The 26,659-nt window shown below is 40.2% G+C and carries 20 protein-coding genes and 1 pseudogene; 13 read left to right on the plus strand and 8 right to left on the minus strand.

Annotation, left to right across the window (positions count from 1 at the left end; all coding sequences use genetic code 11):
• The first annotated feature begins 13 nt into the window (after nucleotides 1–13).
• From QUE35_RS08065 to serS, 8 genes are all read left to right on the plus strand, one after another.
• Nucleotides 14–1,246, plus strand: a complete 1,233-nt coding sequence (locus tag QUE35_RS08065; protein ID WP_009318116.1) for an FtsW/RodA/SpoVE family cell cycle protein — start codon at nucleotides 14–16, stop codon at nucleotides 1,244–1,246.
• Nucleotides 1,247–1,258: 12 nt separating this feature from the next.
• Nucleotides 1,259–2,383, plus strand: a complete 1,125-nt coding sequence (murG, locus tag QUE35_RS08070; protein ID WP_031258943.1) for an undecaprenyldiphospho-muramoylpentapeptide beta-N-acetylglucosaminyltransferase — start codon at nucleotides 1,259–1,261, stop codon at nucleotides 2,381–2,383.
• Nucleotides 2,370–3,740, plus strand: coding sequence for a UDP-N-acetylmuramate--L-alanine ligase (murC, locus tag QUE35_RS08075; protein ID WP_022602993.1), 1,371 nt, complete (start codon nucleotides 2,370–2,372; stop codon nucleotides 3,738–3,740). The genes murG and murC overlap by 14 nt, the downstream gene beginning before the upstream one ends.
• Nucleotides 3,737–4,471: a cell division protein FtsQ/DivIB gene (locus QUE35_RS08080; protein ID WP_022390267.1), complete on the plus strand. Its 735-nt coding sequence runs from the start codon at nucleotides 3,737–3,739 to the stop codon at nucleotides 4,469–4,471. The genes murC and QUE35_RS08080 overlap by 4 nt, the downstream gene beginning before the upstream one ends.
• 6 nt (nucleotides 4,472–4,477) lie before the next feature.
• On the plus strand, nucleotides 4,478–5,839 hold the full coding sequence (ftsA, locus tag QUE35_RS08085) for a cell division protein FtsA (RefSeq protein ID WP_009318120.1): 1,362 nt from the start codon (nucleotides 4,478–4,480) through the stop codon (nucleotides 5,837–5,839).
• Between the two features lie 67 nt (nucleotides 5,840–5,906).
• Nucleotides 5,907–7,256: a cell division protein FtsZ gene (gene ftsZ, locus QUE35_RS08090; RefSeq protein ID WP_416241614.1), complete on the plus strand. Its 1,350-nt coding sequence runs from the start codon at nucleotides 5,907–5,909 to the stop codon at nucleotides 7,254–7,256.
• Between the two features lie 29 nt (nucleotides 7,257–7,285).
• Entirely contained in the window at nucleotides 7,286–7,735 is a 450-nt protein-coding gene (locus QUE35_RS08095; RefSeq protein WP_022602991.1) for a GatB/YqeY domain-containing protein, read from the plus strand.
• 28 nt (nucleotides 7,736–7,763) lie between these two features.
• Nucleotides 7,764–9,035, plus strand: a complete 1,272-nt coding sequence (gene serS, locus QUE35_RS08100) for a serine--tRNA ligase (protein WP_009318123.1) — start codon at nucleotides 7,764–7,766, stop codon at nucleotides 9,033–9,035.
• A 274-nt stretch (nucleotides 9,036–9,309) separates the two neighbouring features.
• On the opposite strand, the gene trxA is transcribed toward serS, so the two are convergent.
• From trxA to rplS, 6 genes and pseudogenes are all read right to left on the minus strand, one after another.
• Nucleotides 9,310–9,795: a thioredoxin gene (gene trxA, locus QUE35_RS08105; RefSeq protein ID WP_031258940.1), complete on the minus strand. Its 486-nt coding sequence runs from the start codon at nucleotides 9,793–9,795 to the stop codon at nucleotides 9,310–9,312.
• Between the two features lie 19 nt (nucleotides 9,796–9,814).
• Nucleotides 9,815–10,180, minus strand: a complete 366-nt coding sequence (locus QUE35_RS08110; RefSeq protein WP_009318125.1) for a MarR family transcriptional regulator — start codon at nucleotides 10,178–10,180, stop codon at nucleotides 9,815–9,817.
• A 6-nt stretch (nucleotides 10,181–10,186) separates the two neighbouring features.
• Nucleotides 10,187–12,641, minus strand: a pseudogene (locus tag QUE35_RS08115) (FAD-dependent oxidoreductase).
• Between the two features lie 198 nt (nucleotides 12,642–12,839).
• Nucleotides 12,840–13,424, minus strand: coding sequence for a DUF3109 family protein (locus tag QUE35_RS08120; RefSeq protein ID WP_022390270.1), 585 nt, complete (start codon nucleotides 13,422–13,424; stop codon nucleotides 12,840–12,842).
• Between the two features lie 82 nt (nucleotides 13,425–13,506).
• A complete protein-coding gene (gene gpmI / locus QUE35_RS08125) occupies nucleotides 13,507–15,024 on the minus strand; it encodes a 2,3-bisphosphoglycerate-independent phosphoglycerate mutase (RefSeq protein ID WP_022390271.1) in 1,518 nt (505 codons plus the stop codon).
• A gap of 259 nt (nucleotides 15,025–15,283) precedes the next feature.
• Nucleotides 15,284–15,631 carry a 50S ribosomal protein L19 gene (rplS, locus tag QUE35_RS08130; protein WP_009318129.1) on the minus strand — a complete coding sequence of 116 codons (348 nt, stop codon included), beginning with the start codon at nucleotides 15,629–15,631 and terminating at the stop codon, nucleotides 15,284–15,286.
• A 271-nt stretch (nucleotides 15,632–15,902) separates the two neighbouring features.
• Here rplS and QUE35_RS08135 point away from each other — a divergent pair, with 271 nt between their 5' ends.
• From QUE35_RS08135 to QUE35_RS08155, 5 genes are all read left to right on the plus strand, one after another.
• Nucleotides 15,903–16,745, plus strand: a complete 843-nt coding sequence (locus tag QUE35_RS08135; RefSeq protein ID WP_031258939.1) for a bifunctional metallophosphatase/5'-nucleotidase — start codon at nucleotides 15,903–15,905, stop codon at nucleotides 16,743–16,745.
• A gap of 9 nt (nucleotides 16,746–16,754) precedes the next feature.
• A complete protein-coding gene (locus QUE35_RS08140; RefSeq protein ID WP_022602980.1) occupies nucleotides 16,755–17,516 on the plus strand; it encodes a 5'-nucleotidase C-terminal domain-containing protein in 762 nt (253 codons plus the stop codon).
• Between the two features lie 13 nt (nucleotides 17,517–17,529).
• Nucleotides 17,530–20,511 carry a serine hydrolase domain-containing protein gene (locus tag QUE35_RS08145; protein ID WP_022602979.1) on the plus strand — a complete coding sequence of 994 codons (2,982 nt, stop codon included), beginning with the start codon at nucleotides 17,530–17,532 and terminating at the stop codon, nucleotides 20,509–20,511.
• Between the two features lie 6 nt (nucleotides 20,512–20,517).
• Nucleotides 20,518–21,393: a TlpA family protein disulfide reductase gene (locus tag QUE35_RS08150; RefSeq protein WP_022602977.1), complete on the plus strand. Its 876-nt coding sequence runs from the start codon at nucleotides 20,518–20,520 to the stop codon at nucleotides 21,391–21,393.
• 105 nt (nucleotides 21,394–21,498) lie between these two features.
• On the plus strand, nucleotides 21,499–21,966 hold the full coding sequence (locus QUE35_RS08155) for a flavodoxin family protein (RefSeq protein ID WP_022390276.1): 468 nt from the start codon (nucleotides 21,499–21,501) through the stop codon (nucleotides 21,964–21,966).
• A 153-nt stretch (nucleotides 21,967–22,119) separates the two neighbouring features.
• On the opposite strand, the gene QUE35_RS08160 is transcribed toward QUE35_RS08155, so the two are convergent.
• Both QUE35_RS08160 and QUE35_RS08165 read right to left on the minus strand, forming a co-directional pair.
• On the minus strand, nucleotides 22,120–23,892 hold the full coding sequence (locus QUE35_RS08160; protein ID WP_022602975.1) for a family 43 glycosylhydrolase: 1,773 nt from the start codon (nucleotides 23,890–23,892) through the stop codon (nucleotides 22,120–22,122).
• A gap of 189 nt (nucleotides 23,893–24,081) precedes the next feature.
• The gene (locus QUE35_RS08165; protein ID WP_022602973.1) at nucleotides 24,082–26,343 is read right to left on the minus strand and encodes a GH92 family glycosyl hydrolase; all 2,262 of its coding nucleotides are present in this window, start codon (nucleotides 26,341–26,343) and stop codon (nucleotides 24,082–24,084) included.
• Nucleotides 26,344–26,659 lie beyond the last annotated feature (316 nt).

The following is a 26,659-nucleotide window of genomic DNA, read 5'->3' on the forward strand; positions in this document are numbered from 1 at the left end:
AAATAAAAAAGTTATGGATACTGTAAAATCGATTCTGAAAGGAGATAAATATATCTGGGGGGTATACCTGATGCTCTGTATGATTTCAATAGTAGAAATGTATAGCGCCACCAGTACACTGACCTTCAAGATCCAAGATTATCTAGCACCCACAATCAGGCACACACTCATTCTTTTTTGCGGGACAATCGGGGTCATCATTATTCATAATTTTCACTATAAATGGTTCAAACTGATACCGGTAGTATTATTGCCACTATCGTTCATTCTGCTCGTTTACGCGATGTTTTTCGGAGAAGAAGTAAACGGGGCACAGCGTTGGCTGACAATCTGCGGAATTCCGTTACAGCCATCCGAATTAGCTAAAATGGCGGTAGTCATCACCGTATCATTCATTTTGGCTAAAAAACAAGTACCGGGGGGTGTGCAACCCGACACATTCAAAACGATACTCATCATAGTCAGTATCTTCTGCATGTTGATCCTGCCCGAAAACTTTTCCACATCGGCACTATTAGGACTGGTCTGTTTTTGCCTAATGCTGATCGGACGTGTAGAATTGATAAAACTATTCAAGTTAGTAGCAGTACTCGCAGGATTCGTTATCGTACTGTTCTCTATCAGTCCCTACATTCCTGAAAATACACCCGTACTGGATCGTATTCCTACTTGGCGAGCCCGTATCCTTAATTTTTCTCATGGAAACGACGTCCCGGAATATGCAGTAAAAACAAACGACAAGAATTATCAGGTACACCATGCCCGCATGGCAATAGCAAACGGAGGAGCGATAGGGACATTTCCCGGGAACAGTCGGGAGCGCGATTTTTTACCACAGGCTTACTCCGATTTTATCTATGCGATTATCATCGAAGAAATGGGAGTTGTAGGCGGAGTTGTAGTAATGGCTCTTTATCTGTCCCTACTTATAAGGGCCGGAATGATTGCAAAAAAATGTACCCGGGCTTTTCCGGCATTTCTGATCATGGGTATTGCCATGATGATCGTATTCCAGGCCATAGTCAACATGTCGGTCGCATCGGGGCTCATTCCCGTAACCGGCCAGCCCCTTCCTTTGATAAGTCGAGGAGGGACATCGACGATCATTACTTGTGCTTATTTCGGGATCATGCTAAGTATCAGCCGATATGCGACCCAAGACGCTATTAAAGAAGAAAAAGAATTGACAGGAGAAGAAACAGAAATACCAGAAGACATTTCTGCTCCGAATCCCAATATGTTGTAAATAATGAATATCATGGATAAAAAAATAAAAGTTCTTGTCAGCGGCGGAGGAACTGGAGGACACATCTTTCCGGCCATTTCTATTGCGAACGCCATTAAAAACAAATGTCCGAATGCCGATATTCTTTTTGTCGGAGCAGAAAATCGTATGGAAATGGAAAAAGTTCCCGCTGCAGGCTATCCTATTATAGGACTGCCGGTCAGCGGTTTTGACCGCAAGCATCTGCTAAAAAATATCAAAGTATTATTCAGATTATTCAAAAGCATCCGTTTAGCAGATAAGACCGTAAAATCATTTTCTCCGGATATTGCAGTAGGTGTAGGAGGGTATGCCAGCGGTCCTACCTTATGGGCTGCTGCACGAAGGGGCATTCCGACATTGATTCAAGAACAGAATTCTTATGCTGGTGTTACCAACAAATTACTTGCATCTAAAGCGAAGGCAATATGTGTGGCCTACGAAAATATGGAACGATTTTTCCCTAAAGACCGGATTATCCTCACAGGGAATCCGGTGCGGCAAGAATTACAAAACGATACGATAAACAGGGAAGAAGCTATTCGTTTTTTCAATCTCGATCCCTCGAAAAAAACAATTCTTGTTATCGGAGGCAGCCTCGGAGCACGTACAATCAATAACAGTATCGCTGCAGGAATAGAAAAAATTCCTCAGAATATACAATTAATCTGGCAAAGCGGGAAAGGATATGATACTCAGGCAAAAAAGGCTCTGGAAGAGAAAAAACCGGAGAATATAAAACAAATGCCGTTTATCTCTCGTATGGATATGGCCTATAAAGCTGCTGATTTGGTAATATCAAGAGCCGGAGCGAGTTCTATATCAGAACTTTGCTTATTAGGGAAACCCGTAATACTGATTCCTTCCCCAAATGTAGCCGAAGATCATCAAACAAAGAATGCTCAGGCCTTATCGACAAAGAATGCAGCTCTGATGATACGGGACTGCGATGCCCAAAATCTATTGATAGACACAGCATTAAAAACTGTTCAAGATGAAACGTCATTAAAAAACATGAGCGACAACATTTCAAAAATGGCGCAACGAGATTCTGCGACACGCATTGCCGACATTATTTTTGAACTGGTCACTAAAAACAAGAAAAATGGAAAACTATAAATCATTATACTTTATCGGAGCAGGAGGAATCGGCATGAGTGCCTTGATTCGATATTTCCTAGCCAAAGGTTATCCTGTTGCCGGATATGACAAAACTCCATCCCCCCTCACAGAAGAGCTTATAAAAGAAGGTGCGCAAATCGTGTACGATGAAAACCCGATGTTGATTCCCTCCGATTTCAAAAATCCGGGAAACACGTTGGTCGTATATACTCCGGCTGTTCCCGAATCCCATGCCGGAATGATATGGTTCAAAGAAAACAGCTTCGAAATCGTAAAACGCGCCCGGCTGCTCGGAATGATTACCCGTACAAGCAAGGGGTTATGTTTTGCCGGAACACATGGAAAAACGACCACATCCAGCATGGCGGCACATATATTTGCACAATCTCCGGTAGGATGCAATGCCTTTCTCGGCGGAATACTGAAAAATTACGGCAGCAATCTGATTCTTTCCGATCACAGCGATCTGACAGTCATCGAAGCTGACGAATATGACCGTTCTTTCCACCAGCTAAGTCCGTATATGGCAGTAATTACTGCTGCCGATCCCGATCACTTAGATATATACGGAAACGAAGATGCTTATCTGGAAAGTTTCCGATATTTCACGACATTGATACGACCGGGAGGTGTCCTTATCATAAAAAAGGGGATAAAGATTCGGCCCGACGTACAAAACGGAGTAACCGTTTATCATTATTCTATGAATGGCGGAGGAGATTTTTATGCCCAAAATATCCGTATCGGAAACGGACAAATCATTTTTGACTTTGTAACTCCGAAAGAGACAATTAAAGATATAGAGCTTGGCGTCCCTGTAAAAATAAATATCGAAAACAGCATTGCGGCAATGGCCATAGCCTGGTTGAACGGTGTATCGGCAACAGATATAAAAAATGCCGTCGCATCATTCCAAGGAGCAAAACGGCGTTTCGATTTTTGGATAAAACGAGATGATTTGGTAATGATCGACGATTATGCTCATCATCCGGATGAAATCAAAGCCAGCATCTCATCCGTTAAAGAACTTTATCCGGAGAAAAAAATCAGTGTCATTTTTCAACCCCACCTCTACACGCGTACCCGGGATTTTGCTCCACAATTTGCAAAAGCACTGTCTCTTGCGGACGAATTGATTCTGTTGGATATTTATCCGGCACGGGAAGAACCGATTCCGGGTGTCACGTCCGAAATAATTTTTGATAAAGTAACTTGCAGAAATAAAGAACTTTGTCACAAAGATATGTTGTTAGAAAAAATAAAACAACGTAACTTTGAAGTCCTAATTACATTGGGGGCCGGAGATATAGACCGCATGCTTCCTGAAATACGAGACACGCTGAACTATAAATGAAAAAGTTTTTTAAATACATACTTGTTTCATTATTGCCGGCATATCTGATTGCCAGCCTTGTTTTTTATGCATCAGCACATGACGAGCAGAAATGTTCGCGCATAGAAATCACTTTGTTGGACAGCACCGATACCCATTTTACATCTGTTCAAGAAATCAAAAAACAGATCAAAGATGAAGGCATAGATCCTACGGGCAAACCATTAGGAAGCATCAACACCGAAAAAATGGAAAAGATTCTCAAAAAGAATCAACTAATAGCCCGTGCCGAATGTTATAAATCTCCGTCGGGGATTATTCGCATAGACATAGAACAGCGTGTACCGATTATGCGGATTATCAGCGGATTTGAATCGTATTACATCGATGAAAACGGAGATATTATGCCGACAACATCTTCGTTTACAGCATATTTGCCTTTAGCAACAGGATATATCACCCATTCCTACGCAAAATCGCAACTATATCCGATGGCCGTCTATCTGAAAAATAACCCGTTCTGGGATGCCCAGATCGAGCAAATATATGTTACGGAAAACAACGAGATAGAATTAATTCCTCGTATTGGGGATAACTTGATACTTTTGGGAAAAATTGATAACTTTGAACAGAAACTCGAGAATCTGCAATGTTTATATGAACAAGCACTTTCCAAAGTAGGATGGAACAAATATGACACAATCAACCTGAAATATAACAATCAGGTGATTTGTTCAAAAAGAGATAAATAAACCGTTATGGAAGCAGGGAAATACATAGTAGCAATAGAACTTGGGACATCAAAAATAGTCGGGATTGTCGGAGTTAAAAACGAAGACGGCAGATTAAATATTCTGGCTACGGAGAAAGAAGACTCCGCCGGCTGTATAAAGCGAGGATGTATCTTCAACGTCGAAGATACCGCCTCTAAAATACAGAAAATCATCAAAAAACTCGAAAACAGGCTTTCTCTCAAGATCACAAAAGTATATGTCGGTGTCGGCGGGCAATCGGTGCACTCGATCAGTCATTCCGTTTTCCGGCAATTGGCAGAGGATACTCCTATTACCGATATGATCATCAACTCCCTGCATGCCGAGAGCCGGAGTTTCCCGGTCGCCAATGCAGAAATTATGGACGTCATTCCCAATGAATATACAATCGACAATCATTTGGAAACTCAACCTAAAGGCACTTATGCCTCAGAAATCGAAGCCCATTTACAACTTGTAGTAGGACGTCCGTCTATAAAGAAAAATATAAACCGTTGCATCGTCGAACGGCTGAAACTTCCCATAGCCGGCTATATAATGTCGGTGCATGCAGATGCCGCCGCCTTATTAGACGATGAAGAAAAGAGTCTGGGGTGCGCCTTGATCAATTTCGGAGCAGGAACAACCACACTATCCATCTATAAAGACAATTTTCTGAGATATGTAGTGACGATTCCATTCGGCGGACGCAATATTACACAAGATATCAGCAGCCTGAATATTCTGATGTCGGAAGCCGAACGACTGAAATTGGCCTTCGGGTGCGCCATCAACAATGGAGAAGAACCCAAAGGTATCGGAATAGAAGGTATTGATTCTTCTAAAATCAATTATCAAGAATTATGCCGTGTAACAGAAGCCCGTATTGAGGAAATCGTTGCCAATATTGTCGAACAAATCAAAGAATCGGGATATAAAGACCAGTTATCGGCAGGTATCATTTTAACCGGTGGTGCATCGCTACTGAAAGAACTGCCCGAACTTCTTGCCCGAGAAACAAAAATGTCGGTACAACGGGGTAATCTTCAAAAAGGAATTACATTCTCTGGACATCAAGAAGGCGGTTTGACGGCTTATTCACAAGCGATAGGATTGCTTTTATTAGGTGAAGAGAATTGCGTAGAGAAACCTATCACCCCAAAAACAGAACCGACTGTAGAAGAACCGGAGAAGCCCGAAAATAAAGAAATCTCAGACGAAAAGAAAAAGAAAGAACATGAGAAAAAACCGAAAAAATCATGGAATATTTTCGGGGCTATTGAAAAAATGACCGATAAAGTCATCAGTTCTACTGAAAACTTTTTAACAGATGAGGAAGATGCAAACCCTCCTCGAAAAAAAAATTAATACGGAGTATTGATCTCAGACCATTCATGAAATTAAAATCACAACGGCTATGGATGAAACTATCGACATAAATAATACACTTCCCTTTGAGGGAGGAAACCCTTCTCCTTCGATCATTAAAGTGATCGGAGTCGGCGGTGGTGGCGGCAATGCCGTAAACCACATGTACAAAACCGGAATAGAGGATGTTACATTCGTTCTCTGTAATACCGACCGACAAGCTTTAGCAAATTCGGACATTCCCCGAAAATTGCAAATCGGAAAAGGCCGGGGAGCCGGATTGGGAGCTGGCGGTATTCCTCCTAAAGGAAGAGAAGCTGCAGAAGAAAGTATAGATGAAATTACCGAACTGTTCAATGACGGAACTCAAATGGCTTTTATTACGGCCGGAATGGGTGGAGGAACAGGAACAGGTGCAGCTCCGATCGTAGCCAAAGTCGCCAAAGATTTGGGTATTCTTACCGTCGGAATCGTAACGATTCCGTTCATTTTCGAAGGCCGAAAAAAGATACAACAAGCATGGGTCGGTGTCGAAGAAATGCGGAAAAACGTAGATGCACTACTCGTAATCAATAACGAACGACTCCGGGAAATTTATCCGGACTTGAACTTTATGAACGCTTTTGCCAAAGCCGATGATACATTGACTATCGCAGCAAAAAGTATCGCAGAAATCATTACGATAGAGGGGCGCATAAATCTCGACTTCGCCGATGTAAAAACCACATTGAAAAATGGTGGTGTAGCCATTATGAGCAGCGGATACGGTAAAGGGGAGAAGCGTGTAACCAAAGCGATCGAAGATGCATTGAACTCTCCTCTTCTAAACGATGACAACGTATTCGATGCTAAACGGGTACTGTTCAACCTTTATTTCAGCCCTGAAGACCAAGATCAGGTAAAAATGGAAGAGATGAACGAAGTAAACGAGTTCATGTCTAAATTTAACGATGATGTCGAAGTCATCTGGGGTGCGGCATTCGACAATTCACTCAAGGATACGATGAAAATTACGATTCTGGCAACAGGATTCGGATCAAGTGCATTACCCGGCCGACCGCAATACGCAGAGATAGAAAATCCTTGGGAGATTCCTTCGGATGAACATCCGGAAGAAAAAAACGAACAGATACCGAATAATAAAGAAAATATTATAGAGCAAATCTACGGGCAAAAGGCTGCCGATGAGATGAAACGTACCAAAGCTCGGGCTTCATTCGCCATCTTGTCGATAGACCAAATGGATAACGACACGATACTGGAAATGATCGATAAATCCCCGACTTACAACAGAACCCCGCAATTCAAATCCCAGCTGGAAAAAGCAATGGAAAATAAAGCCGAAGAGCAGGAAAGCGTAATTTCGGTACAAACTTCCGAAAAGGATAATAACCCGAACGGGAGAATATTATTTTAAAATAAATTGAACTTAAATACTACAAACAAATGAGCCTATTTGATCAAATCAGCAGCGATATAAAAGCTGCTATGCTGGCAAGAGACAAACAGAGACTGGAAGCTCTGCGTGGTGTAAAAAAAGAATTTCTGGAAGCTAAAACGGCAAAAGGATCGGACGGAGATCTGCCCGATGAAACAGCAATGAAGATTTTAGTAAAAATGGTAAAACAGCGCAAGGACAGTGCACAAATATATATCGAGCAAAACCGTCCGGAATTAGCGGAAGGTGAATTAGCAGAAGCTAAAATCATAGAAGAGTATTTGCCGCAACAAATGACAGAAGAGGAACTGAAAACAGCATTAAAAGCCATCATAGCCGAAACCGGTGCTACTTCGGCAAAAGATATGGGCAAAGTCATGGGTATAGCAACCAAACAATTGGCAGGGAAAGCCGAAGGAAAAGCTATCTCGGCAAAAGTAAAAGAATTACTTGCCTAATCTATTCACGAACAAAACATTATGTTATATGTTAACACTTGCTGCTATTAAAGAAAATCCCGAAGAAATCATTCGGAAATTAGCAAAAAAACATTTCGACGCAAAAGACGCGATCGAAAAAGTGCTGGATCTGGACAAAACAAGACGGACGTCTCAAGCAGAATTGGATACTCGTCTGTCTGAATTGAAAACTCTTTCCGCCCAAGTAGGCCAGCTAATGAAAGAAGGGAAAAAAGCCGAAGCCGAAACGGTTAAAAATAAAGTTTCCGAACTAAAAGAACACAATAAAACGCTCGAAGCAAATATGAAAAATGCTGAAGCGGAAATTACGGAAATTTTGTTATCCGTACCCAATACTCCATGTGACATGGTTCCAGAAGGAAAGAGTGCTGAAGATAACGTTGTCGTACGAGAAGGCGGTCCTATGCCCGATTTGGGAGAAGACGCTCTCCCCCATTGGGAATTGGCAAAAAAATATGACTTGATCGATTTTGAATTAGGTGTAAAGATTACAGGAGCAGGTTTCCCGGTTTATAAAGGTAAAGGAGCACGTCTGCAACGGGCTCTGATCAGTTTCTTTCTGGATAATGCTCGGGAAGCCGGATATTTAGAAATACAACCGCCTTATGTCGTTAATGCGGCATCGGGATACGGGACAGGGCAATTACCCGACAAAGAGGGACAAATGTACCATTGTAACGAAGACGACTTATATTTGATTCCGACAGCAGAAGTCCCGGTTACCAATCTTTATCGAGATGTAATTTTCAACGAAGAAGATTTGCCGATAAAAAATACGGCATACTCTGCTTGCTTCCGCCGTGAAGCCGGCTCATACGGGAAAGACGTAAGAGGGTTGAACCGTCTGCACCAATTCGACAAAGTCGAAATCGTACAGATACAACATCCCGACCACTCTTATGAAGCTTTAGACGAAATGATCGCTCATGTTCAAAGCCTGGTCGAAAAGCTGGAATTACCTTGGCATATCCTGCGTCTCTGCGGAGGAGATATGAGTTTTACTTCTGCCATTACTTATGACTTCGAAGTATTCTCTGCAGCCCAAAAACGATGGTTAGAGGTAAGTTCTGTTTCTAATTTTGAAAGCTATCAGGCAAACCGTCTGAAGTGCCGTTTCCGTACCAATGATAAGAAAACCCGATTGGTGCATACTCTTAACGGCAGTGCTTTGGCTTTACCTCGTATCGTAGCAGCTTTGCTCGAAAATAACCAAACTCCGGAAGGAATCCGCATTCCCAAAGCATTAGTTCCTTATACGGGCTTTGATATTATCGACTAAAAAATCAACACTCCTATCGAAAGGAGAAATCGAAAATATTTTCAAAACTGAAAATCAACAATCACAAAAGAGCCATATCAAACTCTATTTTTGAGTAAGGATATGGCTCTTTTCATTACAAAATTTCAGAGTCTTTTTACACTTCCCAATAAGAGCATTTTATCAGATTATCTTTTCGTTTTCTTTTGGACAGCTTTCCCGTTTTCACTCTCAGAAAAACATCCTTGAAAAAAGCTCTCAAACCCGATACGATCAAAATTAAACACTCTCTTAGTTATTCTTTCAAAAGAAATTCATCGATAATTTTCTTGAATTCTTCTTTCCCGATAGCTCCTTGTATCATCTGCGGTTGTCCGTTCATCGGGATAAATAACAGCGAAGGAATAGAACGAATGCCAAAATCAGCAGCCAACTCCTGCTCTTGATCTGTATCGATTTTATAAATATAAATCTGATCTTTATATTCCTTTGCCAAATCATCTAAAATCGGAGCAACAGCTTTACACGGACCGCACCAAGTGGCATAAAAATCTATGATTGCCGGCTTATCTCCACGATATACCCATGTGTCCGGATTCTTTTCATAATCCGCCACCTTATCCAAAAACTGTACTTTATTCAGGTGAACCGGAACATTTTCCGGCTCACTACTTAAAACGGATTGTGTCTCATCCGAAATATTCTCTTTTTCCGGCTTACTTTGTCCATTACAGGCCACAAATAAAGGAAACAGTAAAAATGCGAATACAAAATTTTTCATAACCAACCTTGTCTTATAATTACCTTCTGTTACAATTTTTTTCAAATATCGGCTGCAAAATATCCGGTACAGGAACACTTCCGCAAACCATTCCCTGCAAACATTCCCGACCTTTTACCGTCAAATGAAAATACATCTGACGCTTATCCCGTTCTCCTAAAACACGTTCTATCAATCCTTTTCCTTCAACCGAACCTATCATTTTCGAAGTATGGGAACAAGTCATTCCCGTACTTTCCGCAATTTCGCCGGACGATAGAGATGCATTTTCTAAACAACAAAGTACCATCGCTTCATTCAGCCCTACTCCATGTACTTTCTCAAAATCCCGTTCGAAGTCGTTTAACGCCCGGTATATATCCCGCATAATACATATATTTCTCATAACTCCTTAAATAAAAAGATTCACATTAGATTCATCCGCCTTAGCCATATATGTAGCTACTCCGCCTACAGAAACCTCATCCAACAACTCTTCGGGATGTATGCCCATAACATCCATAGACATTTGGCAAGCAATAAACTCTACTCCGTTTTCCAAAGCCTGACGTCGCATAGATTCTAACGAATCTACACCTTTCTTACTCATCAAAAAGCGCATCATACGTCTACCCAATCCTCCCATATTCATTTTGGAAAGTTTGAGTTTCAAAGAGTCCGAAGGCAGCATAAATCCGAACATCCTGCCAAAAATATCTTTCTTAACCTTTGGTTTTATCTCCTTCTTTATAACATTCAGACCCCAGAACGTAAAAAACAAAGTCACCTTTCCTCCTGTTGCAGCCGCACCGTTTGCCAATACAAATGTAGCCAAAGCCTTATCCAAATCATCGCTAAACAGAATAAAAGTTTTCCCTTTGGGAGTAGTACTACATACCGACTGAACGTCCACATCTTTCTTCACATTCTTTTCAACTACAGTCGAGAATCTTCCCGATGCTTCCGTTTGAGCGATAAGCTTATGCCCTGTCTGCTTACACCACGCAGCACTGTCTCTTAAGAAACCCGGATCAGAGGAAATCAACTCTACACGTTCTCCCGGCGCTATCTCATCGATACTTTTCTTCAGTTTGAGTATAGACCCCGGACATTGCAATCCGCACGCATCCACAGTTAAGACGCCAACTGGCTTTTGCGCTTTCTGATTATCGATATCCTGAATAACCGCATCCAGTTCACACTGCGGAATTTCAGGAGAGAGAATGCATTACTGCGCTATAAGTTTTATATCCGCCCGAAAGATTTTTCACCTCTTGAAATCCGTTTCCTTTCAAAATACAAGAAGCCAAATACCCTCTTAAGCCGACAGCACAATATACATATACAGGCTTATTCCGAGGAATTTCATCCAAATGTTCTCTCAATTCGTCCAACGGTATATTTTTAGCCCCTTCGATAGAACACAATGCAAACTCATCTGCTGTACGGACGTCGAGCAACGTTACTTTATTTCGGTCAAGAGTCTTCAACTCTCTCCAATAAAACGGATTCATTTTTTTCTCCAAAATATTTCCGGCAACATATCCAGCAATAGCTACAGGATCTTTCGCTGAAGAAAAAGGCGGGGCATAAGCATGCTCCAGCGTCATTAAATCATACACCGTTCCATTATGCTTAATTACCTGAGCAAATTGATCTATCCGCTTATCTACACCTTGATATCCTACAATCTGAGCTCCATATAACTTTCCGGTCAGTCGGTCGAAAGTAATTTTTATCGACATAGGTGCTGCTCCGGGATAATAACCGGCATTAGACCCCGAATGGGTAATAGAAGAGCAATAATCAATGCTTTCCTGAGCTAAGCGCTTAGCCGGCAAGCCGGTAGTTGCTACCGTCATATCAAAGACTTTCGCAATTGCAGTCCCGACAGCGCCTTCATACATGACGACATTTCCTTTACTCATATTATCAGCAGCAATACGCCCCTGACGATTTGCAGGAACTGCTAAAAAATTCATCCAAGGCTTTCCGGTCAACGGATGCGGATACTCGATAACATCCCCTACGGCATACACACTCTCGTCCGAAGTCCGGAGAAATTTATCAACGACAATTCCTCCCCGTTCCCCGATTTTTAACCCGGCACTAACAGCCAACGAATTATTCGGACGAACTCCGATAGACAGAATTACCATATCGGTATCTATGACCCGCCCGCTTTTAAAATTCACTTTTAATCCGGAAGCAGTTCGTTCAAAAGAGATTACACTCTCATTCAACAACAAATCCACACCTTTTTGACGCAAATGTTCGTGTATTATAGCCGCAGTCGAATAATCGACCGGAGTCATTACCTGATTTGCCATTTCGATGACAGAAACACGTATATTATTATGCCAAAGATTCTCCGCCATTTCCAACCCGATAAATCCGCCACCGACAACAACCGCCTTCTTCACGTCTCGAGTCTGGAGAAATTTCTTAATGTCATCGGTATCATCGACATTACGCAAAGTGAATATACCCTCCGAATCGATTCCCGGAAGAGGAGGACGTACGGGTATTGCTCCCGGAGACAAAAGCAGCTTATCGTAAGATTCGGCATACTCTTCTCCTTTACCGTTACGCACCAGGACTCTCTTCTGACCGAGATCTACAGAAATGACCTCCGATTCTGTCCTGACATCCAAATTAAACCGTTTTCCGAATATTTCAGGGGTCTGCACAAATAATTTTTCTCTATCCTGTATTATGCCACCGATATAGTAAGGCAATCCGCAATTGGCATAAGATATATACTTACCTTTTTCAAACAATATAATCTCAGCCTGTTCATCATTCCGTCTAAGCCGAGCCGCTGCTGTCGCTCCACCGGCGACTCCTCCTACAATTAAATATTTCATATTATCTCTATTTATTTCTTACAAAAATATTTTCCAAAAGAAAATAATATTGCAAAGATAGATATATTTTTCAATAAAACAAATTTCCATTGGAAAATATTTAATTCATAAGATAAATACAAGATTATAAAAATAAAAATCCCTCATGCCACTTTCTGCTCAAAACTACATGAGGTTATTTCATAAAAAATCAAAATATCACTTTCCCTTTTTCTGCCTTTCATATTCGGCAACAGTCAGGCACAACTCATCATACCATTCCTGACCGAATCTGCGAATTAAAGGTTCTCGAAGAAACTGATATACTTTCACCCCCTCTTTTCTACCTAAAACTTCAGCAGCCTTGCAAATTTTCCATCGGCTATAATTCACTGCCGTAAAAGTATCATAAGCCGTCAGACGTATAGGATAAAGGTGGCAAGATATCGGTTTATAAAAATCGGTCTTCCCTTCCCGATAAGCCTTTTCTATGGCACAATGGCACATGCCTCCCGGCTCATAACAGGTAAATACACAGTCTTTCCCATTGACAATAGAGGTAACCAAATCTCCTTCTTCGTCGATATAAGCAACTCCTTGTTCTTCTATTACCCGATGAGCAGCAGGAGTCAAGTCATTCCATACCACCGGTAATACTTCTTTTAATTTTCTCCGCTCTTCTTCATCGATCGGAGCTCCGGCATCACCCTCAATGCAACAAGCACCCCGGCAAGCTTCCAGATCGCAGATAAATTCTTTCTCGACTACATCAAAACTAACCAACGTATCTTGTATCTGCAACATAAATTTTTCTTACTAAAAGACAATGGATAACAGGGACATTCCTATTATCCATTGCATATAAAATTACGAACCTTCAAATTTTTTAATCGTTAATCAAGCACTTACCCGTCATTTCGGCAGGAGGAACAATTCCCAAAATATGACAAATCGAAGGAGCTACATCTGCCAAAATTCCGTTTTCCACTTTCGCAGACTTGTTTTCCGTCACATATACAAACGGAACAGGATTCAAGGAATGTGCCGTATTCGGTGTGCCATCACTATTCAAAGCATGGTCTGCATTTCCATGATCAGCAATAATAATAGCTTCATATCCGTTTGCCTTAGCTGCTTCGATAGCGTCTTTTACACAAGCATCTACGGCAACGACAGCTTTCTCGATAGCTTCATATACTCCGGTATGTCCTACCATATCGCCATTTGCATAATTCACGACGATAAAATCATACTTATCTTCATTTATTGCTGCTACGAGTTTATCTTTTACTTCGTAAACACTCATCTCCGGTTTTAAATCGTAAGTAGCAACTTTCGGCGAAGGTACTAAAATGCGGTCCTCGTTATCGAACGGAGTTTCACGCCCTCCGTTAAAGAAGAATGTTACGTGTGCATATTTTTCCGTTTCGGCAATATGAAGCTGCTTCAGTCCCTTCGAAGCTAAAAATTCGCCTAATGTATTTACTACATTTTCTTTATCGAACAAGATATGTACGCCCTTGAAAGATGCGTCATACGGAGTCATACAATAGTATTGCAGATTAGGAATCGTATGCATCCCGAATTCCGGCATATCCTGTTGAGTAAGAACAACGGTCAACTCTTTTGCCCGGTCATTCCGATAATTGAAAAATATAACCACATCTCCCTCTTTGATCGTCCCGTCAAAATTCGCATTGACAATCGGCTTAACAAACTCATCGGTTACTCCCTCATCATAAGATTCTTGCATAGCTTTCACCATACAATCGGCCTTTTTACCTACTCCGTTTACCAATAAGTCATAAGCCTCTTTAACACGTTCCCAGCGTTTATCCCGGTCCATAGCATAATAACGTCCGATAATAGACGCTATTTTTCCGGCACTCTTTTCACAATGAGCATAGAGTTGTTTTATAAAGCCTTCACCGCTTTTCGGATCGGTATCCCTGCCATCCATAAAACAATGAATAAATACATTCTCGAGATTATATTCTTTGGCTATATCACAAAGTTTAAAAAGATGATCGAGAGAACTATGTACTCCTCCATCAGAAGTCAATCCCATAAAATGGATATTCTTCCCTTTTTCTTTTGCATATGAAAAAGCAGAAATAATTTCAGGATTTTTCAAAATACTATTATCTGCACAAGCTCTATTGATCTTTACCAAATCTTGATATACGACACGTCCCGCGCCGATATTAAGATGACCGACTTCCGAATTTCCCATTTGTCCATCGGGCAAACCTACATTTTCACCGGAAGCCTGCAATTGGGAATTAGGATAAGTCGCCAATAAATAGTCCCAATAAGGTGTCGGAGTATTGAAAATAACATCATCTTTCGCATGATCGCCGATACCCCAGCCATCCAAAATCATAAGAAACGCCTTCTTTTTCATTGTGTATCTGTTTTATAATTATAACCTGTTTTCTGAATGCGACGCAAAGGTACGAAAAACGAAAATATTTTTATACACAGAAAATTGTTATATGTTATTATTCCTGCTTAAAATTTTATCTAAAAACGGGACAAAAATAATTTTATGAAGATTTTGAATTACTCAGAAATCCTCAATTTTGCTCAAACCACGACTAATACAAAATAAAAACCGCCTCGTATTTCCGAAGCGGTTTTTATATAGCCTTTCTTGAGAATAATTACACTCTCTTTTCTTTGATTCTGGCTTTCTTTCCGGTAAGCGCACGCAAATAATACAATTTAGCACGACGCACTTTACCGATTTTATTTACAGTAATACTGTCGATAAACGGAGATTCGATCGGGAAAATTCTTTCCACTCCCACATTCTCAGACATTTTGCGAACTGTAAAACGCTTTTTATCACCGTGTCCTGAGATACGGATAACAACGCCACGATACAACTGTATACGTTCTTTGTTACCTTCTTTGATACGGTATGCTACGGTAATCGTATCCCCGCTCTTGAATTTCGGGTGTTGTTTTCCGGTAGCAAATGCCTCTTCTGCAACTTTAATCAGATCCATTTTTAATAGCTATTTAAAATGTTTGTATTGAAACGTAATGTAACAGGGTACTCTTCTCCTGCCAGAGATTACGAAAAGCGGTGCAAAGTAACAATTTATTTGCCAGATAACCAAATCAAAGGGATTTTTTTTGCAAACGGAAATACCGAACGAGCAAACTTCCTTAACAACAAATAAACGTTAATAACGGTATTGGGTTTCACAGCCCCGATAAAGTTTGTTATTTTCGCAATGAAAGTCATCAGAATAAAACAAAAGGAACAATAAAATCATGCGAACAAAAATTCTATCCGCTTTCTTTTTTTTGAGCTTCATCACGTTGACATTACAGGCGGAAACTAAAAAAATTGTATTTATACACACAAATGACACTCATAGTCAGATAGAGCCGACATCAAAATCAGCTTCTAAAGACCCGGACATGGGAGGAATTTTAAGAAGAAAGGCTCTTATAGATAGTGTTCGTAATGTCGAAAAAAACGTTTTTTTAGTCGATGCCGGAGATTGCGTTCAAGGTACCCCTTATTTTAATTTTTTCAAAGGGAAAACCGAGATAGAACTGATGAACGCTTTAGGCTATGAAATAGGGACGATAGGAAATCACGAATTCGACAACGGAATAGAAGCCCTCGCACAAATGTACTCTCTTGCAAAATTCGATATTATAAATACAAATTACGACGTCAGCAAAACAGCTCTGGCTTCTAAAATAAAACCTTACGTCATCAAAGAAATAGATGGCATTACGGTCGGTTTTATAGGGTTAGGGGTAAATCCGGAAAGTCTTATCGAAGCCAAAAACTTTAAAGGCATCATCTTCCATGATCCTATCGAGACAGCCAATAAAGTAGCGGCACAATTAAAAGAAAAAGGGGTAAACGTCATTGTCATCTTGTCACATATAGGTTTTGAAGAGCCGGGAAACGTGCCTGATGACATCAAATTAGCAGAACAAAGCGAAAATATAGATGTTATTATCGGCGGACATACGCATACTTTATTGCCTGTGGCCAAAAAAGTAAAAAATAAATTAGGAAAAGATGTTATTATCGGGCAAACCGGCAAAAGCGGTCTGAACGTCGGAATCATAGAGTTAACCGTTGAAAAAGAATAAAAAGAATTTATGAATACATTGAAATATATTATCGTCGGAGTCGTTTTATACACTATCACAGCTTGTACTGCGACTCATTATACAGTCATAGAAAGCAAAGGATATACCATTCCCGTAACAGAAAGGCTCGATGCTTCCCCCGATGCGTCAGTTGCCGAAATTATAAATATTTACAAAACAAAAGTCGACAGTATCACATCCCGTGTAATCGGACAATCGGAAATAGCAATGGACGTAGAACGTCCTCAGAGCTGTCTGTCGAATTTCACTTCCGATTTGTTAGTGGAAACTGCAGAAAAAAATACCGGAAAGAAATGTGATTTCGGAGTCATGAATATAGGCGGAATACGCACATCTTTACCTGAAGGAGATATTACGGTCGGAAATATATTCAGTATTTTCCCGTTCGAAAACAGCATTTCCGTAATTACTCTGAAAGGAAAAGATGTAAAAGATCTTTTTGATATCATAGCCCGTCGCGGAGGTGAAGGAGTAAGCAAACAGGTAGAAGTAAAAATCGGGAAAGACGGGAAAGCATACGGACTAAAAATCAACGGAGAAAAAATCGATGATTCCCGATTATATACAATAGCTACAATCGATTACATAGCCAATGGCAACGATGAACTGATCCCGTTTAAAAATTCAGTGTCACGCACCGATTTGGATTTGCGGTTGAGAGACGTCATGTTGCAATATATAGCAGACAAAACGGCTAAAGGAGAAAAACTGAAAGCCTCGTTAGACAACAGGCTCATTCAAGAAAAATAAAAAAAACAAATCAATGAAAGACCGAATATTGCCAATTCTTTTTATATTGTTTTTTATACTTCCCGTACAAGCAAAACGGGAACCTGATCTTTATAAAAAAGCAGATTCCCAAAGAATGGAGCATTGGGTAGATTCGGTTTTCGACTCAATGAGCGTAAAAGAACGTATCGGGCAACTTTTTGTGTTGGCAGTCGATGTCAACACATCCGCAAAGAACAAAGAACTGATACGCAAATATGTTGAAGAATACAAAGTTGGAGGTCTGTTATTTACAAGCGGGGATGTACAAAAACAAGCGGAATTAACCAATTACGCCCAATCTCTAGCAAAAATTCCGCTCATGATCACGATGGACGGTGAGTGGGGACTTGCCATGCGGTTAAAGAATACGACAAAATTCCCGATCAATATGACATTGGGAGCAATCCGCAACGACAGCCTTATTTATGCTTACGGCAAAGAAATGGGACGTCAATGTCGCAGAATGGGAATACAAGTAAACTTCGCTCCGGTACTCGATGTCAATACCAATCCGCAGAATCCGGTAATCGGAAGGCGATCATTCGGTGAAAATCCGGAACAGGTAGCCCGTAAAGCAATCGCATACGCCAAAGGTCTCGAAAGCGAAGGGATCATGGCTGTCGGAAAACATTTTCCCGGGCACGGCGATACGTCCGAAGATTCTCACCACACACTTCCGGTCGTCAATCACAGCAAAATACATCTTGAAAAAAACGAACTATTGCCTTTTAAACATTATATCGATGCCGGATTATCCGGAATGATGACCGGACATCTGCTTATTCCGGCATTAGACAGTACGACAGAGTTACCGGCCTCTCTTTCTCCGGTTATCGTCGATACCTTATTACAACAAAAACTCAGATTCCGGGGATTGACTTTTACTGACGCTTTAGAAATGAAAGGAGCATCGTCTTATCCCGATCAAGCTCTTACCGCATTGTTAGCCGGAAATGACATATTGTTAAAACCGATTATTCCGGGAACTCAAATCGAACGGTTAGAAAAAGCGTTGGAAAATAATGAAATATCTCACCAGATAATTGAGGAGAAATGTCTTAAAGTATTGCGTTACAAATATATACTCAGATTGAACCAATACCGACCGATCAAAACGGAAAACCTTATCGAAGAGCTTAACAATCCTAATGCCGAACGAATCACTCGCCAGCTCTTCGCCCGTTCAGTGACTCTATTAGAAAATAAGAATAATACGATCCCTTTTTCAGATCTCGAAAAACGGACATTCGGAGCTGTCTCGGTAGGTGTGAAAGCTAAAACCTCTTTCCAAAACATGCTTCAAAATTATGCAGAGGTCACCCCTTCACTACTATATGCAGGTATGAAACCGGCATTAACCAACGAAACAATTCAGCAACTATCAAAATATAATACGATAATCATCGGCATATATTCTGAAAAAAAGGAAAATATCGAACTCGTAAAACGAGCTTGCAAAGGGAAACGCCCTATCCTTGTCTTTTTCGTATCTCCTTATACTTTAAATGCATATAAAGACATATTACCCGATGCAGAAGCCGTAATAATGGCTTACGAAAGCACTCCGTTAGCTCAAGAATATGCAGCCGAACTATTATTCGGAGGTATAGAAGCAAAAGGTAAATTGCCGGTTAACATACAGGGTTTATATGCTATGGGAGAAGGCTTGAAAACTCCGATAACCCGCTTAGGATATGCCACTCCTGAAGAAGCCGGAATGGACAGCCGTATCTTACAAAAAATCGATACCATAATAAAAGAAGGTATTCAACAAAAAGCTTTTCCCGGATGCCAAATTCTAGTTGCCAGAAAAGGGAAGATCGTTTATGACCGTACTTTCGGTTATTTCGATTACGCCCATACCCATCCGGTAAGGTCCGAAGATGTTTATGATGTCGCATCGATAACCAAAGCAATCGCAACAATCCCGGCAATCATGTTGTTAAACGATAAAAACCAAATCAACATCAACAGCGGAATCAGCCGTTATATTCCGGAAATCCGGAAAACATTCTCTCCGAACATTACAATTCGCAAAGTCCTGTTCCACGAAACCGGATTACCTTCGGGTATTCCTATCGCAAAGCTGCTGACAGATACTCTTCCGGGTAAAGCCCCCCTATATAAAGGTAGCCGAGACATCAATTACCGGATTCAGGTTGAGAAAAAATTATTCGCCCATAAAGACAGCAAACTTCGTCCGGACTTATTCTCTTCGGTCAAAGAAAAAGATTTTACTATCCCTATCGCTGAAAATTTATTTGCATCTCCGGCATTAAAGGATACTATTCTAAATGCTATCTACCAAATAAAACCGTTCGAAAATAAGAAATACCGATATAGCGATCTCAATTTCGTCCTGCTTCAGAAAGCGGTGGAAAACATTACAGGAGAAAGTATTGATAAATATTTGATGACAAACTTTTTTGCACCTTTAGGAGCCAACAGAACCACTTTCCGACCATTATTGAAAATAAACAGATCAGAAATCGCACCCACCGAAAACGAGGAGTTTTTACGAAAACAGATTATGATCGGATATCCTCATGACGAACTGGCTTGTTTTCTTGGAGGTGTAAGTGGAAATGCGGGATTGTTTTCCAATTCGACCGATATGGCAAAAATACTGCAAATGATGCTCAACAAAGGAGTTTACGGCGGCAAACGTATCTTAACTGAAAATTCGGTTAAACTTTTTACTCAAACCAAAAGTCCCAATAGCCGAAGAGGATTGGGCTTCGACAAGCCGGATATGCAAAACACGAAAAAAAGCCCGACCTGCGAAGAAGCTCCGGAATGTGTTTATGGACATACAGGTTATACGGGAACAGCATTTTGGGTTGATCCGGAAAATGATTTGATTTTTATATTTTTAAGCAATCGGGTCTATGCTCATCGTTGGAATACGGCTCTAATGTCCCTGAATATTCGTCCTCGCATACAATCGGTCATATATCAGTCCATAAAAGATTAACAGGATATGAAAAAGATTTCTTATGTCGGATTTTTTATCTGTTTATTTTTTTCCTTACTTGTTCCGAAAGCAAATGGAAAGAATAAAACCTCTGACAAATACTCAGTGTCTCAAGATAATATAAAAACATTCATAGATTTTTTGAATCATAAAGATTTCAATATTCCGGACTTTTCTCACCGGCTTGCATATTTCATGGATTCGGTTATTTATCAACAACCTGACACAATATTCAATGTAAGCTGTCGGTTGATAGACAACTGCTCATCCGATAAAGCAAAGCAATGGACTCTGGATTTTTTATTCTACCGGGCAATCGACAGTCAAATACCGTGGATGGAAAACGTTTGGGTAAAACTGGCAGAGCGGTATTATTTAAAACAACCGTTCGGAAATGAAGATCCGGGATGGATAGAACGGTTAAAATATACCGTAAAATTAAAAAAACACTGCCTGATCGGAGAAAAAGCCGTTCTTTTCACAGCCTTAACACCACAAGGCGATACATTAAATTTAAAAGATCTCTCCGGGAAATATATGATTATCTGTTTCTATGATCCCGACTGCACTCACTGCAAAGAAGCAATCCCTTCTCTGCATAAACTTTACAAAAAATATACACCGAAAGAACTGAGTATTGTTGCATTCAATATCTCTGATGATATAAATTTATGGCGCTCTTTCATACAGAAACATAAACTACAAGACTGGACAAATCTATGGGATCCTGATAGGGATATATCCCGATATGATAATTTTTATGACACTCCGCTCTCCCCGTCTTTCTACATTCTGGACTCCGAAAGACGCATAATATCGAAAGACATAGAGATAGAAGAAGTTAAAACATTCTTAACAGAACAGTTGTCGGCAGAAAATTAAATACTATTTTCTATAAATATTGCTACGGAAACCCGACAGAGAAAAACCTTTTGTACCGATGAGTTGTTTTGACATAAACGATAAATCAAAAAACAAATATAGTTTATGGGAAAAACTGCAATATTTTATGACTCACATATCGAAAAAAGAGGAAATACGATTAAAGAGGCTTCTGAAAAATGGGATGTCAAACAGTCCGACACTTTCCCTCTTATATCGATGACAAAGGAAAAACTAAAAAATTATGATACCCTTGTTTTCGTATCTCCCAACTGGCAAGCCGGAGAGTTGTCTGACGAATGGAAGAACGCTGTCATCTTATTAAAAAAATCAGATCTCAAATCAAAAAAGATCGCATTAGTCGGCTATGATGAGAGCCTCAATATTTGTCCGGCAAAAACATTCAGAGATAAGTTGAAAGGCAGTGGTGCAGAATATATCAACAAATGCATTGCTCCCAGTGAAAAATATGCCGGAATGGCTATAGATAAAGCAGATAACGAAAAGACAACAACTGAAGAGGTCAAAGAGGCAACCCAAGAAATGAACTATAATCCGAATGCTCATTTATAGAAAAGTCACAACATAGTTGATAAAGAGACAAACGCCGAGCCTAAACAGACACGGTGTTTATCTCTTTAAATCGGACTTTCAGAATCTCCTTTAAAATCTATTTACATTTCGCACAGGCATTTTTTATCGAAAAAAACGAACAAGTTTTCCATATCAATCCGCCACAATATTCCGTCCCTCAACCACTCCGTTTTCATTATATGCATCCACCCGATAATAGTACTTTTGTCCGGGTATGAGAATATGAATATCTAAAGACGTCTTGTCTTTATCTTTCACCCGAATCGTCTGATTCAAGAAATCCTTACGATATCCGAATTGTACGATATATCCTTCAGCATTCTGAGATTTATTCCATTTTACAGTAGCATAACGATCATCCTTTCCATCCCGTAACACAGAAACATTTCCCGGCCGCTTCGGTAACTTTCCGTTGCCCTCTCCAAAAACCCGTAAATCAGACAAGGCAAACTTTCCGTTTTTAGCACTATAAATACTTTCTATTTTGATATACGCGGCTTTTACCGGTTTTTCCAATTCTATATAATCATGCGTATAAGCTTTTTCTTTACTCTTATCGATCAACAATGTCCAATTTTTCCCATCTTTCGATACATATAACTTATATAAATTATAATCATCGGCATCTTTTAAATTTTTATCGATCTCTATTTCGGTAAAATTGACCTGTATCGCCCGCACGGTCTTTACTCCTCCCAAATTCATACATAACCATTCATTCGGTTTCTTATACCGAGCAGCCCACCATGTACGAATGTCCTCATCGGCAGCTTTGGAAGGTTCTTTTCCCTTTTCAAACGAGGAAGCAGTACATTCCTTATCTTTGGACAAAAGATTCCAACCTGTCCAATTGATTTTATCAGGATCGAACTTCTTTTGCGGGATATATGAGGGATATTCTCCGAAGCGAGTATATACTTTCATTCGCCCTTCTTTATCAAACTTCACAGGAAATAAGCCGACCCGACGTTCGAATCCGGTATATTTACCTACCCACATCGTAGAAACCTGCCACCAGTTTTCATATTTATCCTGAAAGACACAACTATGCCCGGCACTTCCCATAAATCCCCCGACATTCAACGAGATAGGATTATAAGGCTGTTCTACAAACGGTCCTTTCGGGTTATCTCCTACCAACACAAAATCACAATACCATTGGGATGCTGTCCCGGGTGTTGCATATTGGAGGTAATATTTCCCATCATGTTTTACCATCCAACTGCCTTCAGGACAGGGCTGCCGTTTGAAATTATATTTCAACTTCCCGGCCTCCAACTCCCGAGCCAATTCATGTTGTCCGAAATGATACCCGGCGCATGTATCCATATTTGTTATACGAGGACGCAATATACTTTGCGATTGAGGGATAACCTCCTTTTTCTGCATATCATATTCAAAACATTCTCCCGGGCCTCCTAAACCGTTATATACATATATTTTCCCGTTCTCTATCCAAAAATGAGGATCTGCCGACATACGGATTTTCCCGAAAGGTTCCCATTTCCCGGTAGAAGGGTCTGAAGATCGGATTATCAATCCCGGACTTCGTTTTCCGTTGAAATCGAAAAAATACACATAATTACTATCAGCAGCCACAGCGGGCGCAACATAGTGCGTTCCGTCAGCAATCGCATCTTTACGGACATTATCGCTGAACTCCATATCTTTCCAGTGAATAAGATCGTCCGACATACGATACCCTCCCCGATCTTGAGTCGTAAACAAATAATACTTCTCCTTAAACGTCACAATAACCGGGTCGGCACACTCTCTATAGGGCTTATTGGCATCTTTACCTCCGCAACCATAACTCAGATCGAGCGGATTACAAATCGTCTTCTGAGCCTCAACCAAAATAGAAAACCCCAAAAGGACAAATAGCAACAATGAAATTCTTTTCATGATATATAAATTAAAACGATTACAAGACAAAGGTAAATGCAGAATATTAACCACTCTTATAACTGGCACTTAATAATCGATTAACAAATCGATAACCTACATTTTTCGATCAAAATATAGAACAAAGGCTGCCGCAGATTTCTATTTTGCGACAGCCTTTGTTCTATATTCCTAATATTAACCGGATTTCTACTCTTTATCGAAAATTAAAGAAACAGGTCGATCTTCTTTTGCTGTTCCAAAATCATAATTCGGCTTATCTCCCATATAAAAAGTCAGTTTTCCACCTTTCATAATATCCTGATAAAGGATATAGCTACGAGAATAAGGTTTTCCATTCAATTCGACTTTTTGTATATAAATATTTTCCGGACCGTTATTTATCGCTTCTACAATAAATGTTTTATCTTCAGGCAGCGTGATCGACACCTCGTCAAACAAAGGACTTCCGAATACAAACACACCGTTACACGGATTCACTTGATAAAAACCCATAGAAGAGAGTATATACCAAGCTGACATTTGACCGCAGTCCTCATTTCCAATAATTCCGTCCGGCTGATCTGTATAGAAATGATCCATAATATAGCGTACCTTTTCAGCAGTTTTCCACTGTTGTCCAGCAAACGCATAAAGGTAAGCGACATGATGACTCGGCTCATTTCCATGCGCATACTGTCCGATCAATCCCGAAATATCAGGAGCGGCATACTCTCCGAGATCTCCCTCTGCGACATAAAATTCATCTAATTTTTTTGTAAAGCCTTCATCTCCGCCAAACGACAAGATCAACCCTTCCGGATTTTGAGGGACAAAGAAAGTATATTGCCAACCGTTTCCTTCACAGAAATCTCCCCGTCCATGAACATTAATGAACGGATCATAAGGAGTCCGCCAACTTCCGTCAGCCATTTTGGGACGAATAAACCCGATAGAACTATCAAAATAATTTTCAAAATAGTTAGCTCGTTCGGCAAAAACACGATAATCAGATTGTTTTCCCATACGTTTCGCCATTTGAGCAATACCCCAGTCACCGACAGCATATTCCATGGCAAAAGAGGGGGCTTCATGAACAGAATCACAAGGGATATAACGACGATTCATCAAGAAAGAAATACCCTTTTGATTCGGATTAGTAGCTGATTTGACACATGCATCAAAAGCCCGTTCGGTATCAAAGCCATCGAACCCTTTTAAATAGGCATCTGCAATAACCGGAATAGCGCTGTAACCCGGCATACAATTCGTCTCTCCTCCTGCCAACGGCCAAATAGGAAGACGTCCTTGCTGATCGTAAATACCCAACATCGAATTTACAATATCCGGAATCATTTGCGGATGAATAATCGTAAACAACGGATTCAACGCACGATAAGTGTCCCATAAAGAAAGTGTCGAATAATTGGTATAAGGCACATTTCTGTATATTTTATCATCATGTCCCCGAAAATCTCCGTTTACATCACTGTATCTCGTAGGAGCAATAGCCGTATGATAAAGGGAGGTATAGAAAATTTTCTTATATCTTTCGTTCGACGTTTTAATCGCAATTCGTGAAAGTTCTTGTTCCCACAGTTTTTTACCGGCAATAACAACACTATCAAAATCGAAAGACGGCATCTCTGCATCCAGATTTTCCATAGCATTTGCACAACTTACCGATGAAATCCCGATTTTCCAAACAACATTTGATGGTGCTTTTTCAAAACGAGCGACACCTTTAATCAACCCATATCCTTCTTCTTCCTCAACCGGTTGATCATTATCAAAAACTGCTAACTGATCTACAGGGACATTACTTTTAATTGCAAAAAAGATTTTATGTCTGGGACTCCATCCTTTAGAAAAACGATATCCTTCTATCGTATTACGATCTACCAGCTTTATATAAGTAGAATCTGCCCTATCCCCATTACCTTCTACCAAATTGATCATAATATTTGCCATCTGGTCGATAGGGAAAGTATAACGATGCATTGCGGCATGCGCGGTAGCCGTCAATTCAGCCTTTACGCCATTATCCATCAATAAAGAATAATAAGCCGGCTCTACTTTTTCATTGCTATGACTGTAAGTAGAAGCATAAGCTCCCTCGATATTATTTTGCTCTCCCCGATCTATCTTCACATCTCCCGGATAAGGCATCAACTGTATATCCCCCATATCGGAGCAGCCTGTTCCATTCAGATGAGTTTGAGAAAATCCGATAATAATGCTGTCAGAATAGTGGTATCCAGAACACCAGTCCCAACCTTTATGAATATTATTAGGACCGGCCTGTACTGCACCGAACGGAACACTAGCTCCGACAAATACATGCCCATGACCTCCCGCACCTATATACGGGTCAACTCGGCTATAAAGCTCTTCTACGGGAGCTTTTTGCTCTTTACAAGAAAAAAAGACCGCACCGGCAAGTGCAGCAGCGAACAACATTTTTGTTTTCATGTACAACTATTTTTGTTTTTGATATACAGTTACTGTAATGTGCTTTATATGCAGACACCTTTTACACGATTACAAAAACAAAGATAGACGCACATAATTAATAATTTCGTAAAATAGACTTAACGTATCAATTAGAAAAAACATAATAGAGAATTTTTTTCCCCGGAAAAAGAAATTAAGTGGGTTACTGATACTTCCCTGTTTCAAAAAATAAAAATATTCACTTTAGATCAATTAAGCATATAATAATCAAAAATTCAAGAGCCTGCCTAAATCTTATTAGAAAGTTTAGGCAGGCTCTTGAATTTCTTATAGT

This window comes from Coprobacter fastidiosus (genome assembly GCF_030296935.1).
GTDB lineage: Bacteria > Bacteroidota > Bacteroidia > Bacteroidales > Coprobacteraceae > Coprobacter > Coprobacter fastidiosus.